This is a genomic window from Chitinophaga sp., from assembly GCF_039596455.1.
GTDB lineage: Bacteria > Bacteroidota > Bacteroidia > Chitinophagales > Chitinophagaceae > Chitinophaga.
Window position 1 is genome coordinate 1,994,241 of record NZ_JBCNJR010000001.1, and the last position, 13,449, is coordinate 2,007,689.

General features: G+C 50.3%; 14 protein-coding genes and 1 tRNA gene. 5 read left to right on the forward strand and 10 right to left on the reverse strand.

Annotated features, from left to right (window positions below; genetic code table 11):
- Positions 1–8 precede the first annotated feature (8 nt).
- Complete coding sequence (locus ABDW36_RS08140) at positions 9–1,391, forward strand: RagB/SusD family nutrient uptake outer membrane protein (protein WP_343701386.1); 1,383 nt, start codon at positions 9–11, stop codon at positions 1,389–1,391.
- A gap of 41 nt (positions 1,392–1,432) precedes the next feature.
- Here ABDW36_RS08140 and ABDW36_RS08145 read toward each other — a convergent pair whose 3' ends face one another.
- The 4 genes from ABDW36_RS08145 to ABDW36_RS08160 all read right to left on the reverse strand — a co-directional run bounded on the left by ABDW36_RS08145 (position 1,433) and on the right by ABDW36_RS08160 (position 3,966).
- Complete coding sequence (locus ABDW36_RS08145; protein WP_343701387.1) at positions 1,433–1,705, reverse strand: hypothetical protein; 273 nt, start codon at positions 1,703–1,705, stop codon at positions 1,433–1,435.
- Positions 1,706–1,799: 94 nt separating this feature from the next.
- On the reverse strand, positions 1,800–2,246 hold the full coding sequence (locus ABDW36_RS08150; RefSeq protein WP_343701388.1) for a MauE/DoxX family redox-associated membrane protein: 447 nt from the start codon (positions 2,244–2,246) through the stop codon (positions 1,800–1,802).
- A gap of 203 nt (positions 2,247–2,449) precedes the next feature.
- Complete coding sequence (locus ABDW36_RS08155; protein ID WP_343701389.1) at positions 2,450–3,403, reverse strand: AraC family transcriptional regulator; 954 nt, start codon at positions 3,401–3,403, stop codon at positions 2,450–2,452.
- Positions 3,404–3,591: 188 nt separating this feature from the next.
- Positions 3,592–3,966: a helix-turn-helix domain-containing protein gene (locus ABDW36_RS08160; RefSeq protein ID WP_343701390.1), complete on the reverse strand. Its 375-nt coding sequence runs from the start codon at positions 3,964–3,966 to the stop codon at positions 3,592–3,594.
- A 112-nt stretch (positions 3,967–4,078) separates the two neighbouring features.
- Here ABDW36_RS08160 and ABDW36_RS08165 point away from each other — a divergent pair, with 112 nt between their 5' ends.
- The gene (locus tag ABDW36_RS08165) at positions 4,079–4,651 is read left to right on the forward strand and encodes a YceI family protein (RefSeq protein ID WP_343701391.1); all 573 of its coding nucleotides are present in this window, start codon (positions 4,079–4,081) and stop codon (positions 4,649–4,651) included.
- Between the two features lie 196 nt (positions 4,652–4,847).
- Positions 4,848–5,486 (forward strand): redoxin domain-containing protein, encoded by a 639-nt coding sequence (locus tag ABDW36_RS08170; RefSeq protein WP_343701392.1) that lies wholly within the window; start codon positions 4,848–4,850, stop codon positions 5,484–5,486.
- On the opposite strand, the gene ABDW36_RS08175 is transcribed toward ABDW36_RS08170, so the two are convergent.
- Complete coding sequence (locus ABDW36_RS08175; RefSeq protein ID WP_343701393.1) at positions 5,483–5,956, reverse strand: acyl-CoA thioesterase; 474 nt, start codon at positions 5,954–5,956, stop codon at positions 5,483–5,485. The genes ABDW36_RS08170 and ABDW36_RS08175 overlap by 4 nt on opposite strands.
- 24 nt (positions 5,957–5,980) lie before the next feature.
- Complete coding sequence (locus ABDW36_RS08180) at positions 5,981–6,466, reverse strand: thermonuclease family protein (RefSeq protein WP_343701394.1); 486 nt, start codon at positions 6,464–6,466, stop codon at positions 5,981–5,983.
- Positions 6,467–6,572: 106 nt separating this feature from the next.
- On the opposite strand from ABDW36_RS08180, the gene ABDW36_RS08185 reads away from it, so the two are divergent.
- Positions 6,573–7,769: a glycoside hydrolase family 88 protein gene (locus ABDW36_RS08185; protein WP_343701395.1), complete on the forward strand. Its 1,197-nt coding sequence runs from the start codon at positions 6,573–6,575 to the stop codon at positions 7,767–7,769.
- A gap of 47 nt (positions 7,770–7,816) precedes the next feature.
- Here ABDW36_RS08185 and ABDW36_RS08190 read toward each other — a convergent pair whose 3' ends face one another.
- The 4 genes from ABDW36_RS08190 to ABDW36_RS08205 form a co-directional block, all read right to left on the reverse strand.
- Positions 7,817–9,004, reverse strand: coding sequence for a PepSY-associated TM helix domain-containing protein (locus tag ABDW36_RS08190; RefSeq protein WP_343701396.1), 1,188 nt, complete (start codon positions 9,002–9,004; stop codon positions 7,817–7,819).
- A gap of 85 nt (positions 9,005–9,089) precedes the next feature.
- Positions 9,090–11,411 (reverse strand): hypothetical protein, encoded by a 2,322-nt coding sequence (locus ABDW36_RS08195; protein WP_343701397.1) that lies wholly within the window; start codon positions 11,409–11,411, stop codon positions 9,090–9,092.
- On the reverse strand, positions 11,377–12,405 hold the full coding sequence (locus tag ABDW36_RS08200; protein ID WP_343701398.1) for a hypothetical protein: 1,029 nt from the start codon (positions 12,403–12,405) through the stop codon (positions 11,377–11,379). Before ABDW36_RS08200 ends, ABDW36_RS08195 begins: the two co-directional genes overlap by 35 nt.
- A 48-nt stretch (positions 12,406–12,453) precedes the next feature.
- Complete coding sequence (locus tag ABDW36_RS08205; RefSeq protein WP_343701399.1) at positions 12,454–12,966, reverse strand: hypothetical protein; 513 nt, start codon at positions 12,964–12,966, stop codon at positions 12,454–12,456.
- A gap of 155 nt (positions 12,967–13,121) precedes the next feature.
- Between ABDW36_RS08205 and ABDW36_RS08210 the strand changes: the two genes are divergently transcribed.
- Positions 13,122–13,195, forward strand: a tRNA-Asp gene (locus ABDW36_RS08210).
- Positions 13,196–13,449: the final 254 nt, after the last annotated feature.

Below are 13,449 nucleotides of genomic sequence, written 5' to 3' on the forward strand. Positions count from 1 at the left end.
AATGAAGTATGAAAGATTTTCTTGTCATAGTGGTTGCTTTTTTCTTTTTCGGCTGTACGAAGCAGAACGAATGGCTGGACGCAAAAAGGCAGGAATCAGATGTTGTTCCAACAACACTGGAAGACTTTCAGGCTATTTTGAACAATACGATACTAATGAATTCAAGTTATCCTTCTATTGGCCTTTTGGGGTGTGATAACTATTATTATGCCGACGAAACCATCAATTCATTGAATTCAATAAGCAAAAATTCATACTTCTGGAATAAAGAGATCTTCGAAGGTCAGAATTCTAGCGATTATTCGAATAGTTACAATATCATAGCCGCTGCTAATATAATACTGGAGCGATTGGAGCCAGAGCGTTTCCCCAATAACCAGGTTGAAGTGAACAATATAAAAGGGCAGGCACTTTTTTTTAGGGCAATGATTTTTTCCGAACTGGCAAGTGCTTTCTGTAAGCCGTATATCCGATCAACTGCGACCACAGATCTCGGTATTTGCATGAGATTAAAATCTGATATCTATCATATTGAGCCAAGGTCAACTGTTCAAAAAACTTACGAGCAAATAACAGAAGATTTGAAAAAAGCAGCCGACTTATTGTCAGTGGCTTCTCTTTACAAAAATCGCCCCATCAAACCGGCAGCTTTTGCTTTACTTGCACGCATATATTTGTTGATGGACGATTATGCACTTGCGAAAAATTATGCGGACTCATCGCTACACTATTCGAATAAATTGCTTGATTTCAATAGTGGAGAAGTAACGCTTGCGCGACCATACAGATTCCCTGCTTTTACAGAAACAAACAGTGAAATTTTATTTTATGCTACAGGTGTGGGGCATGTGGCAATTGTTCCTGATGAAGCATTTAATCTCTCGCAGGTAGATAGTCTCCTTTATAAGAGCTATGATGATAACGATCTAAGAAGAACTTACTATTATAATCGAGACGCTTCTAATAGAATAAAGTTCAGGGGAACATACGCTGGTGCAGGAAAAATATTTTCAGGACTGGCAACAAACGAAGTTTATTTTATCAGAGCCGAGTGCAATGCGAGAATCGGAAATCTTGAATTGGCCTTAAAAGATTTGAATAAGGTATTAATGAACCGCTATAAGCAAGGTTCGTACGTTGATTTTTTCACTAACGATGAAGAGGCTCTGCTGAAAAAGATACTGGAGGAGAGAAGAAAGGAGTTTCCCTTTACAGGGCAGATCCGCTGGCAGGATTTAAGGAGATTAAACAGAGATGCACGTTTTGCTACAACACTATATAGAAAAAGCTTTGGGATGACTTATGAGCTTTTGCCTAACGACCGAAAGTACATCTATCCATTGCCACAACGTGAAATAGACGAGTCCGGCGTGCAGCAGAACGAGCGATAAAGGGGGGATTTTTGCCTTTTATAGAGATGGAAAGATGATTTTTATTCATATACGGTCAGAATCATGGCATCCTGTGACGGAATTGCATAAGTTGGAGGAAGATTTTCTTCGGCCAAAACAGTGCAAACCCAGCCTGATTCTCCGGCTATGCAATCAGGAGAAGGCGGATTAGGAGAAACAATGAAATAATCTGCAGCAACAGAGGTTGTTGGCGCAATGTAATACACGTCCATCATCTTCTTATACTTCCCATAAGCCCCAATTCCCCCGCATAACAATGCCAGTGCCAGTACGGCCAATTTGATCTTTTTCATAGTAAAATGGTTTTAAAAAAGGTGAGAGCAATAGACTGTTTACCGGAAACAGCCGTGTTCCAATTAAAAGGTGTGTAGATTTATTGACGACTTTCTACGACAGTTTAAGCTGCGGCTGCTGTGGTGCAGATGGCGGCAGCTTGTAAAGCACTATTCCCGCAATATTGATCCCAATAAAGAACAGGTTGAAAAATAGATGCTGTGTCCAGCTGAGGCGCTCTATTACCCCGCCGCAGGAGCACGGGATGGAGCCAAAATAATTTAGTTTTATCAAAATGATATACGCCGTGAAAGCTATGAGCATGCTGAGTGATGCCCACAAACCGGCTTTTATCGTTCTCTTGAATATCAGGCATGCGGCAATGGCAAATTCCATCAGCAACAGCCCTACTGCCAGCGGGAGGGTATACTGGTTATCGAACGGCTGGGCGTCCATCTGGAAAAGGAACAGTTTATAGTTTGCAAGTTTGCTGCCGGCGGCATAGGTAAACAGGATAAAGAGCAGCATGGTAATTGATTCCAAGGTCCACTTACGTGTCATGGCTAGCGCTTTTATATGGTTATTAACTTAGGAGCTGTACTGTGGCTGCACTGCCACGAAAGGATGACCGGATGTGCTTCGACGCGTTTTTTACGGTACTCATGTCATCTTCTCAGTGCTGACCCGTTTATGAAGGTGATATAAAATTCGTTTCTCTGTTTAATAATGCGATAGCCGATTTGATCGAAAAGCTATCAAAATTATCAAACAATTTTAATAATGGTTTTGCGGAAGTCGCTTGGAGATTGCTGGAAATGCATTGTAAATACCCTGGTGAAGCTGGTAGACGATTCGTACCCTACCTCCCAGGCTATTTCATGCACGCTGAGCGTGGTGTTTTGCAGCAGGTTGCGGGCATGGGCCAGGCGCACTTCGCGGATATAGTCGCACAGGTGCCGGTGAAACACCTTCTTGTAGCCCCTTCGCAGAAAGCTGGGCTCAATGGAGAAGCGGGTGGCAAGTGTCTGTACGGAGAGTTTCTTGTGGATGTTGCGTTGCACGTAGTCTTTTACCTGTTTCAGCGTATCGTAATCGCGGTGATAGGTGGACGCTTGTTGTTTCTTGTAGCTCACGCCTATTTCGTCCAGCGTTTTGAAGAGCAGGTCAAGTATGATCACCTGCCTTTTGAGCTGCCATATTTCGCCGGAGTAATGGTGCTGATGAAGGCTGCGCAACAGTTTCCGGCATTCTTCCGTGATCTGGCCGGGCTGGTGGTCTTGCAGTGGAATGTTGATATGGCTTTCGTCCAGCAGGGAGCGGAGCGGGGCTGTGAGCTGCAGGAAGAGCACCCGGCAATGGCCCGTGGCGTCCAGCGTATGTTGTTGTGGTTGCAGGGAAAAGAAGCTATAGCTGTTCTCAAAAAGGCGCGTGGTGTGAAACGGCCTTGTTTTCAACGTTACTTCACCCTGCAGTACATATACCATCATGGCGGCGGTTTGCGGCAGGGCAACGTGCAGCGTGGTTTCCTGCTGCAGTTGCATATCATACAGCCAGGCGCGGGCATAATGGTCGTAGAAGTGCTGGGCCAGTATGTTGCCGGTTTCATTGCTTGCGCGGGCTGCCGTGGTTTCATTGAGCAGTTGCGGATAACGGGCTTCAGGCGGCAGGGGCAGAAATTGAAAGTTCTTTCCCTGTAGAATACTCCAGGTGTTCTTCATGTGCTTTGGCATTGGTTTTCAGGTAACGAAAAATTGTGGCATAAGCTAGTCGGCAGAAAAAATGGCCGTGCATTACGGCAGTAGAATGTTGAAACATTCATGTATCATACTGAAACAATACCGCAGTGAAAATGTTCTAAGCGGCTGTAGCGTTAGTTATGCGGGAGATCGTGTTTTATCCCTGTGAACTACACAACTTCTTTTTTTAGCTGGCTGCGGATCTTTTCGCGGTGCATGGTACCCCATTCCCGAAGGGCGTCTACCACGTTGCCAAGGGTGTTGCTGTAATCCGTCAGCTCATATTCCACCGCAATGGGCGTGGTATTGTGCACGCGGCGTATCACAAAACCGTTCAGCTCCATTTCTTTTAATTCGTGCGAAAGTACTTTTGCAGCAATGCCTTTCACCGTTTTCTGCAACTCGTTAAAACGTTTGTTGCCGGAGCTGAGCGCAACAATAATAGGCAGTTTCCACTTGCCGTTCAAAACATACAGGGCGTCCTGCACGGCACTTAATGCTGTACAGGCTTCCCATTCTGCCGAAATTGTCTGTAACTTTACCATGATCCCGGATTTTAACTTACCTGAAAGTAAGTGCTTACCTTTAGGTAACTGCTAACCAATTGTTAGCGAATATACATAAGTTTGCATTCCGTAAAAAAACAAACACATATTTATGAAAAAGATCACCTGCTTAGCATTGCTGTTGGCTGTTGCTCTCAGCTCCTTTGCGCAATCTTCCTGGAAATCGGACAAGGCACACTCCCAGTTGAAGTTTGATATTCAACACCTTGGCGTATCTACCGTTTCCGGCGCTTTTACCGACTTTGACGCTACCGTTACTGCTTCCAAGCCGGATTTCAGCGATGCCACCTTTGAGCTTACCGCGCAGGCTACTTCTATCAATACCGGTATTGAACAACGGGACAACCACCTGAAAAGCGCTGACTTCTTTGACGTGGCCAACATCCCCACCCTTACTTTCAAAAGCACTTCCCTGAAGAAAGTAAGCGAAGGCAAGTACCAGGTAACCGGCAACCTGACCCTCCATGGCGTAACCAAGCCCGTAACGCTGGACCTCTGGTACCGCGGCACCATTGAAAACCCGATGAGCAAAAAGCCCACAGCAGGTTTCCGTGTAACCGGCAACATCAAACGCTCTGACTTCGGTGTAGGCGCCAAATTCCCTGCTCCCATGCTGAGCGAAGAAGTGGCTATTGTGGCCGATGGCGAGTTTGTGAAACAATAATTCTCCCCCAGCAAAATTTTAGAGGGCTGACCGGATTCGGTTAGCCCTTTTTTATTCCCGTAAATCAGCCACCATGGCTGAAAGCTGTTTTATTTCATATAAAGTCTACAGATTTAGTAGGATAATAGAAATATTCCCCTTATCTTTACATCGCAATACCCGTTTTAAAGATCAAAACCATCATTAAAAGTATAGTATGCGCACCACCAACCCTTATGCAGATTTTCTGCCACTGTACCCCGACATCAGGAGCACCAAACCCCTGAACGACAGAACACGCATCAAACCTGCCGTAGCCGGCAGCACCTTGCCGCTGTTCCAGCTACATAAAGATGCTTTCATCACTCCTTTCCCCTTCCTGAACCGGGAAAACAATTACATGGTAGGCAGTGAGCTGCTGAACCAGCCGCTGGTACTGGCTTTCTTTTCCATTCACTGGAACGGGTATGGAGACCGCTACCTGCAGCAGTTGCAAGACCTTTATGCGGATATACAGGTAATGGGCGGCCAGTTGCTGGTAATATCTGCAGACAGCCGTAAGGAGCTGGAATACCTGGTTAAACAACATCAGCTGACTTTCCCGCTGGCTATTGATAATGACCACCAGATAGCGAGGGCAGCAGGCCTTTACCGGGAGTCTGACCCGCTGTGGGACAGGGTGAGCGGCATTGAAGAAAACGCCCCCCTGCCGGCAGTATATGTTATCGGGCAGTCTCAGCGCATCAGCTATCACTTCCTTGACCACTACCTGCAGCAATCAATCAATACCCGTGACCTGCTCAGCCAGGTGTACAGCACCGGGCAGGCCCAGGCTTTGAGCCGCGCCATAGCCTAGAGGTATTGTTTCATTTCGTCCTCAATATTCTTGCGGAGGTCCATCAGCCGGTGGGCGTACTGCTCCATATTGCGCTCATCTTCCGTTTCCGGCACCCATTTGGGAACGGGCACTGTTTGCCCTTTTTCGTCTATAGCCGCAAAAACCATAATACAGTGGGTGGTTTTGATCTTTTCCTGCTGGCGCGGGCTGCCGGCATACACATGTATGGAAATATGCATGCTGGTAGTGCCGGTATAAATGATAGACGCAGATATCTCCACCAGGTCACCAATGGCAATGGGCTTGTAGAAGCGGATGCCCCCCACGTAAACGGTTACACAATACTGGCCGCTCCAGTTGGCGGCACAGGTAAAACCGGCCTGGTCTATCCATTTCATCACGGAACCCCCGTGTACCTTTCCTCCGAAATTAACATCCGAAGGCTCTGCCAGGAAACGTAACGTAACGGTGTGTTGCGGTCTGCTCATATAATAAATGATTGTGAGGATGATTTAACGGGCAGGGGCGTAGTGAGTGCCTTTTTTCTTGCGCCAGTTCCAGGGCGCCACCGGCGACGCATCTGCCCAAAGGCCCAGTTTTTCCTGCCGTGCCTTTTTCTCCGCCAGTGCCAGCGATTCGTTTTTGCTGAACTTTTTATAATGCCAGGCGTAGCCCGCTTTTACCAGCGTTGCATTCAGTGAACGCTGGTCTGGCAGATACACTTCCGCCACTACCCGGCCATAAGGGTCTCTGCTTTGCTGTACGGCTTTCACCTGTTTGCCAAAACAAAGGCCGGCCGTATACTGCCGGGCTTTTTCGCCAAAGGGCTGGCCCTTCTCCGGGCAATCCACTCCAAACAGCCGCACACGGATGGTTTTGCCGGCCACCAGCATTTCTATGGTATCGCCGTCTTTTACGGCGGTCACTTTGCCGGTATAGGTTTGGGCGTGCAGGCAGGAGGAAAATAAAAAAAGTAGTACCGGGAGTATGTATCGCATGCACAAGTATAAAAATAATACTTGTGAAATTCGATGCATTTGTTATTTTTATGCAAACGTTTGCACAGTATTATCACGTTTACGGTCATTAAAATTATTCCACAACATGACATCCACTTTAGGAAAACTGACGAAAGCGGCCGCCCTGGCCATGTTACTGCCACTGGCCACGCAGGCGCAGAAAGCCTCCAAAGCACAAATGCGGCAGCTCATTGACGAGAACATGAAATTTGCGGTGAAACAGTACGCCGTACTGAGAGACAGCACGCCCGCCGACAAGATGCCCCGTACTTTCCAGAACGGCCGCTCTGTCAACGCCAAAACAGACTGGTGGTGCAGCGGCTTTTATCCCGGTACGCTCTGGTACATTTATGAGTACACGAAAGACGCCGGTATCAAGGCGGAAGCGGAAAAACGCCTGGCCATCCTGGAAAAGGAGAAACGTTATACCGGTAATCATGACATCGGCTTTATGATCTTCTGCTCTTTCGGCAATGCCTACCGTATCACCGGCAACAAACAATATAAAGACGTGGTAGACACGGCAGCGGTGTACCAGATTACCCGCTACCGGCCTTCTATTCATTCCATCCAAAGCTGGAACAAGAGTGATAAATTCAACTGCCCCGTGATCATAGACAATATGATGAACCTGGAGCAGTTACTGTGGGCCAGCCAGCAAGGCGGCAGCCCCCGCTTCCGTGAAATAGCGGTAACGCATGCCAATACCACCATGAAAAACCACTACCGGCCGGACTTCAGCTCTTACCATGTGGTAGATTACGACCTGGGTAACGGCCAGATACTGGGCAGAAGAACGCACCAGGGCGCGCACGATACCTCGGCCTGGAGCAGGGGGCAGGCCTGGGGGCTGTATGGATTTACCATGATGTACCGCTTTACAAAAGACAAGGCCTACCTGCAGCATGCGCAGAAAATAGCCGACTTCGTTCTCAGCCATCCCAACCTGCCGGAAGACAAAATTCCTTACTGGGACTTTAACGCCCCGGAAATGCCCACCAAACGCGATGCCTCCGCCGGCGCCATTATTGCCTCCGCACTGCTGGAGCTGGGCCAATACACGGCCAAAGCAGACCGGGCCCGGTATGTAGATGCGGCCACCGTTATGCTGAAAGCCCTTTCCTCAGACGCTTACCGCGCCAAACTGGGCAGCAATGGTGGTTTCCTGCTGGAACACAATGTAGGCCACTACCGTGCCAACAGTGAAGTAGACGTGCCGCTTACCTACGCGGACTATTACTTCCTGGAGGGATTGCTGCGGTATAAGAAATGGTACCTGTAGTTTTTGATGATAAAAAGGAAAGGGGAAACAATTTGTTTCCCCTTCTTTTATAATGTAATGGCCTCCGCTTGTTGTGGTTGTGGCTGTATCCGCCTGAATGCCGGCGTTTTCTTCTTTTTCTGTTTCTTCTTTTTACCCCACCAGATGTAGAAGCCGGTGATGGGGAGGCTGGCACAGATGAGGCTCACAAGGAACATGAGCACCTTGCCGGGCAACCCCGCAATGGCGCCTACGTGAATATCATAGTTCATCCGGTAGAGTTTTTCCCCGCGGGAGGTAGCCTCGTATGGCGTGGCGAACGAACCGCCGCCAGGCACGCGCTGCAGCGTGTACCGGTCATAAAACCAGAACTCCCTTTTGTAATAAGTGCCTTCTTCCGGGTTGTAGGTAACGCTGATGGGGTCTGCGGGCTTTTGGGCAAACTGTATTTGAATGTTCCCTTGCAGGTGGTTCACTTTAGCCCATATCTTGTCTTCCGCGTATTGGAGATCGTTGATGCCTGTAGTGTCTGACTTTCCTCTCTCCCAGGCTACAAAAGATTTGCCGCCGGTTAACGTCCAGTAATAAGACTTGGAGAACCACTGAAAACCCCACACCAGTCCGGTGATACCCAGTACCAGCGCAATGGTGAGCGCATAAAAGCCGAGCACATTGTGCAGGTCATAATTCACCCGTTTGGCGCCGGCGGTGGTTTTGATCTTGAAACTCTTGTTACGGTTGGCTTTGTTCCATTTTTTAGGCCACCACATAATGAGACCGCTGATGAGCAGCACAATAAAGATGAGGGTAGCCGTGGCCACAATGGGCTGCCCTATGGGGCGGGGAAGCCAAAGGTTGAAGTGCCCTTCCAGGATGATCCTGAAAAAGTCGTTTTTTAATATTTTTTCCTTGAGGATGGCGCCGGTATAGGGGTTCATGTAGATCATGGTATACCCGTTCTCCTTGTCCATATAGGCTGCAATGGCCGCTTTACCTGTGTGCCCGTAGTTAACGCCCAGCACCGGGTTTTCGCCCGCCCGGGCGGCGGCTGCTTTTTGGAGTACAGACGGAGGGAGGAAAGGCCGGTTTTCAACTTCTACGAAGCGGTAAGGCTGTGTGAGATCGGAAATCTCTTCCTGGAAGGCATAAATACAGCCGGTAATGCTGACAATCACGATGATAATGCCCGATACAAGGCCCAGCCACAGGTGCAACCAGTCATTAATACGGCGGAAAAGAGATTTGCGTTTGGCCATCCGGATAAAAACTTTGGGCAAAAATCGGGCAGGCTGGCCAAAAGGACCTTCGCAATCGGGAAAAAGATTTACGCAAAAGGGAAACTTATTGCTTTTCCATATAATAAAAATCTCTCAGGTAACTGCAGCGGTCGAATGTTTCCTTGTAAAAGGCGGTATTGCCGCAATCCCTGATCAGCTGCCGGAAATGCGGGTTTTTTCCTGAGGCCAGGAGGTACCAGTCCGTGTCGGGAGCGTACAGGTGCTTTTGGGCGCAGCGGGCGGCCATATAGAGGCTACGGGCCTTAAACTCAGGGTCTTGCGCGGCATCGGCGGCCTTTTTATAGTACTCTTCGGCACGGTAGCAGCCAAAATACTGCTTCAGGCCTGGGTGCTCGTCGTACCCCGGCTGGTACCAGCAGGTGCTGGGCCGATAGGAGGCCGAAAAGTGATAGGAATGGCCGTAATAAGAAATACTGAAGAGGCCGGTGGCATATTTATAGTAGTCCTGGGCGGTAGCCTTGCCGTTTTTCATCTTTTTCTCCAGTTCCACCATGGTGGCGGCGTACTCCAGCTGGGAAATGCCGGTTTCCGCGGTGTCAAGCCCATAGTCTTGCAGCTGCTCCGTGAAAACCATGCCCGCGGAAAGGCTGCTGCGGGATTTCTTGAACCAGCTGACGGCATCGGCAAAATTGTGCTGGCGCACGTAGTTGATGGCAATGGCTTCGCCCACTTCATCTTCCGTCATCTGAAATTCATCGCAGAGGTATTGCTCAAAAGGCGTTTTCCTTTTTTGCTGCAACAGGCTGTAGAGGTTTTCAAGCTGAGGCGCCTGCATGCTGTCTTTTATAAAATCCGTGGCGGATGCGTAGTCAAAATTGAAACTGTAGGACAATACCTTGTCCCGCTTGGAGAGCACCAGCGCCATGCGGTTAATGTCTCCCTGCTCCTGGTAGCGGGTGGCTACCACATAGTCCAGCAGGTTGCGGTACATGACCGTATAAAAATTGCGGTTGATGGCCTGGTTATCAGGACTGGAGTAATAATGGTCTTTCCGGGCGGAGGTATCCAGCCGGCTGTCCAGCCAGTTGAAAGAGGCCAGCAGCTCCGCCTCAAACTTCCTGTCTATCCGCGGTTGTTCGCTGATTGCCACCAGCAGGCGTACTATTTCCCATTGATCTTGCAGTTGGGGGCGGCCTGTGCCCGCTTTGGCGGCAGCCAGTTTCTGACGGGCGCCCGCATAATCTTTCAGCATATAGGAAAGGTAGGCAGATGAAACCTGCCAGAGGGCGGGCTCATTCACCCGGCCGCCGGCGGCCAGGCTGTCTGCCAGGTGCTGCAGCTCCGTGACCTGGGTGGCGGGAATTTCTGAGTAGTGGTAGCCCGCACTGCCATAGCGCTCCAGGTTCAGGCGGTTGTGTAGATAACCGTCTTCCAGCTTGCTGATCTCCCGCGCCAGCAGCACGTCCAGCATGGGAGATTGGGGATGGAGACCATATATTTTGCGGATGCCCTGAGGATACGGCTCATATTGCCGGAAAGCGAACATAGCTGCTACAGTGGCTTTTTCTTCATTGTTCCTGCACAGTTCCATCACCTGCTGCTCCGTAGCGCCGGCCCATCTCACGTTGAGGAAGGCCATCTGGCGCTGGGAGGGGGCTTTTTCGAATACCTGTGAAAAAATATAGGCGCTCTGGGCCCCGGCGCCGGTCCGCATCAGGGCGCCCGCTTTGAGGGCCAGCGTTTTGTAGTGCATCAGGGAAGTGGAGCGGATGGGGGCGGCCAGCGAATCATAATATTGGAGGGCCTGGGCGTAATTGCGGCCATAGTGGGCCAGGCGGGTGGCCTGGAAGGCGTACCGCTCGCGGATGCGTTCATCTTTACAGGCCTTGTATAGCTGAACGCCGTTGCGGGAGAGCTTGAGCATGGTGGAAGAGTCCCGGACGGGCGTTTCCCAGCTGTCTTTCCCGCCGGTGTGGGCTTCGCATTGTTTGGCATACATCAGGTAACCCAGCGTTTCCCGGTCTTTACTGCCGATGAAATACTGTGTGAGCGTGTTTTTCCTGACGCTGTCAGGCGCTTCCAGCGTACTGCCTTTTTCAATATGGTTGTAGAGCGTCGCCATCTGCGGGCGGGTGTAAGTATAGATAAACTCCCGGATGTCTTTTTCAGTGGCCTTGCCGGAAAAGAAGGCATGCCAGTCGCGCAGGTTGAGGTCTTCTTCCGATGCTTCACTGCCGTAATATTCCGCCAGCCCGGTGTAATAAAACGGTTCAAAGCCGTTAGCGGCAGGGAGGGCCGGGTTGTAGAAGCTGGTGTAATAGTCATAGGGATCCGGCTCCGGGCCACAGGAGAGTACATACACGGCCCCTGTCAGAAAAATGGCCAGGAAACTAGCGCAAAATATCGTAAATCTCTTCCAGTTCATGCACTTGATGCTTGGTAAGGGTTAGTGAATCCAGGTGATATAAAATGATGACGGGCGAATACGTCTGCTGCTGCCGGGCCAGGTACTTTGCCGCCTTTTGCAGCACCGCCGGGTCGGAAGTTTCGTGACGCAGCACTTCCCCCGCCCGCAGGGGATAGCCATTCAGCACGGTATCTTTCAGCACCGTGTACAGGAAACTGCCTTCGGGCCGGAAAACCTTGCGGTCTTCCAGCTGCCGCCGCTCCAGGTTGCGCAGCAGCCCGGCATATTGCCGGTTGCGGAAAAGCACCGTCCATTCAAACAGCGGCAAAGCCAGGTCCAAAGGTAAGGGATAACTGCTGATACGGTTGTTACCGGTGTAGGCTTTCAGGGATTCCATGTTCAGGATGGAATTATGGTCTCCCCATTTGCGCAGGTCTCCCATGTTATAACACATCAGCAGGCCCTTTTCCACCGGGGGGATTCCGCTGCTTTGCAGGTATTTGACCTGGTGCATGCGGATGGTGGCGGATAGTTGTTTGCCAGCAAAGAACGGCTGGCTGCGCAGGTGCCGGAGAAAGGCAAAGTAGGCTGCCTGGCTGTTGCGCGTCCAGTCGCAGTCCAGCTGAATTTCCCAGATGGGCCTTTTGGGGGTAGCCTGCTGCAGGAGCCCGGCTACCTTTTGCGCCATGGCGGCGGGCCAGGCGGTGTCTCCGTGTTGCCACACGTCGTTCACCAAAAACACTACCGGCACCAGTTCCACACTGTCCGGCAGCGCTTCCCGGAAATCTGCAATGGCCACGGGGTAGGCTACACGCCTGGGGGCATCCCAGTTCACATCGAACATTTTCACATACAGCTTTCGGGCGCCGGTAGCCTGCAGGACCTGCTTTTCCGTGCCGTTCAATTGCACCCGCTGCTTCCAGAAATAGAAAGCAGGCGTGATCTTCCGCTCCGGCCGGGTGCAGGCAGCCAGCAACAAGGCCATGAAGAAATGGTACCGGTACTTTTTCATCCGGGTGCAAATATCGGGTGCCGTGCCGTAACAGCAATGGGGGACGGTTTACTTGTTGATGGCAATGATCCGGTAACCTTCCGGGAAGGAGCTGAACCATATTTCCCCATTGCCCAGCATGGCACCCTGGTAGTTCCGGAAAATGCGGTCCAGCCGCTGGGTGTCTACCACCGCTTTCAGGGAGGCGTCAAAAATCTTGTTGTACTGCTGGCGGAAGGCGTCTGCCGTTTTATATTTTTTGAGCGGGAAGCGGATGTGGGCGGTGATGCTGTCTACCTGGTCTGCCTTTACCCAGTTTTTGAAAGATACCAGGAACTGTTTGAATTCCGCCGGCTGGTCGAAGCCGGCATCGGCCCAGCTGGTGGGTTTGCTGCCGTCATCAAACAGGGTGTCCTGCGCGGCAATTTCCGCCTCGTAGGGGTTGGCGGGGGGAGGCGGGGGCGCTACGGGCACCAGGGTTTGGGCGCCGTCTACAATGGTGCTGTCTTCAGATTTCTTTTCCGGGGCGGTATTGCAGGCGGCGGCCAGCAAGAGGGCGGGTATCAGTAAGCGGTAGGTCATAGCAGCGCGTTTTATTATATAGTGAAATTAAGGAAGATTTATATGTGGCTGTGCAGTATGAAAAAACTGTAAAAAGATTTGCAGGAATGATTTTTTTGTACTTATCTTTGCAGTCCCAAAACGGAAGAGCTGAAAGGCGCTGAAGTTTTTGCGGAGGATCGGTAGTTCAGTCGGTTAGAATGCCGCCCTGTCACGGCGGAGGTCGCGGGTTCGAGTCCCGTCCGGTCCGCAAGAGTTTTCAGAAACCCGCGCATTAGCGCGGGTTTTCTGTTTTTAGTCGAGTATTAGCTGACCCCCTTTTTGGGATCAAGATGAAATCTTGGGGAGTGAAGGGTACTGGATTTTACAAAATGATTTTTTTGGTAAATTTGGGTGTATTCCAATACAAACTATTAGCTTAACGTTATGAATCATTTCCATACATCGATAATACAAGACCCAAAGGGGCTTGCTGTTTATGCCAGGATCAACTGGTAGCTTTTA

Coding starts and splice junctions, on each gene's coding strand:
- ABDW36_RS08140 (WP_343701386.1), top strand. CDS start 9: ATGAAAGATTTTCTTGTCATAGTGGTTGCTTTTTTCTTTTTCGGCTGT.
- ABDW36_RS08145 (WP_343701387.1), bottom strand. CDS start 1,705: ATGAAAAAGATCAAATTGGCCGTACTGGCACTGGCATTGTTATGCGGG.
- ABDW36_RS08150 (WP_343701388.1), bottom strand. CDS start 2,246: ATGACACGTAAGTGGACCTTGGAATCAATTACCATGCTGCTCTTTATC.
- ABDW36_RS08155 (WP_343701389.1), bottom strand. CDS start 3,403: ATGAAGAACACCTGGAGTATTCTACAGGGAAAGAACTTTCAATTTCTG.
- ABDW36_RS08160 (WP_343701390.1), bottom strand. CDS start 3,966: ATGGTAAAGTTACAGACAATTTCGGCAGAATGGGAAGCCTGTACAGCA.
- ABDW36_RS08165 (WP_343701391.1), top strand. CDS start 4,079: ATGAAAAAGATCACCTGCTTAGCATTGCTGTTGGCTGTTGCTCTCAGC.
- ABDW36_RS08170 (WP_343701392.1), top strand. CDS start 4,848: ATGCGCACCACCAACCCTTATGCAGATTTTCTGCCACTGTACCCCGAC.
- ABDW36_RS08175 (WP_343701393.1), bottom strand. CDS start 5,956: ATGAGCAGACCGCAACACACCGTTACGTTACGTTTCCTGGCAGAGCCT.
- ABDW36_RS08180 (WP_343701394.1), bottom strand. CDS start 6,466: ATGCGATACATACTCCCGGTACTACTTTTTTTATTTTCCTCCTGCCTG.
- ABDW36_RS08185 (WP_343701395.1), top strand. CDS start 6,573: ATGACATCCACTTTAGGAAAACTGACGAAAGCGGCCGCCCTGGCCATG.
- ABDW36_RS08190 (WP_343701396.1), bottom strand. CDS start 9,004: ATGGCCAAACGCAAATCTCTTTTCCGCCGTATTAATGACTGGTTGCAC.
- ABDW36_RS08195 (WP_343701397.1), bottom strand. CDS start 11,411: ATGAACTGGAAGAGATTTACGATATTTTGCGCTAGTTTCCTGGCCATT.
- ABDW36_RS08200 (WP_343701398.1), bottom strand. CDS start 12,405: ATGAAAAAGTACCGGTACCATTTCTTCATGGCCTTGTTGCTGGCTGCC.
- ABDW36_RS08205 (WP_343701399.1), bottom strand. CDS start 12,966: ATGACCTACCGCTTACTGATACCCGCCCTCTTGCTGGCCGCCGCCTGC.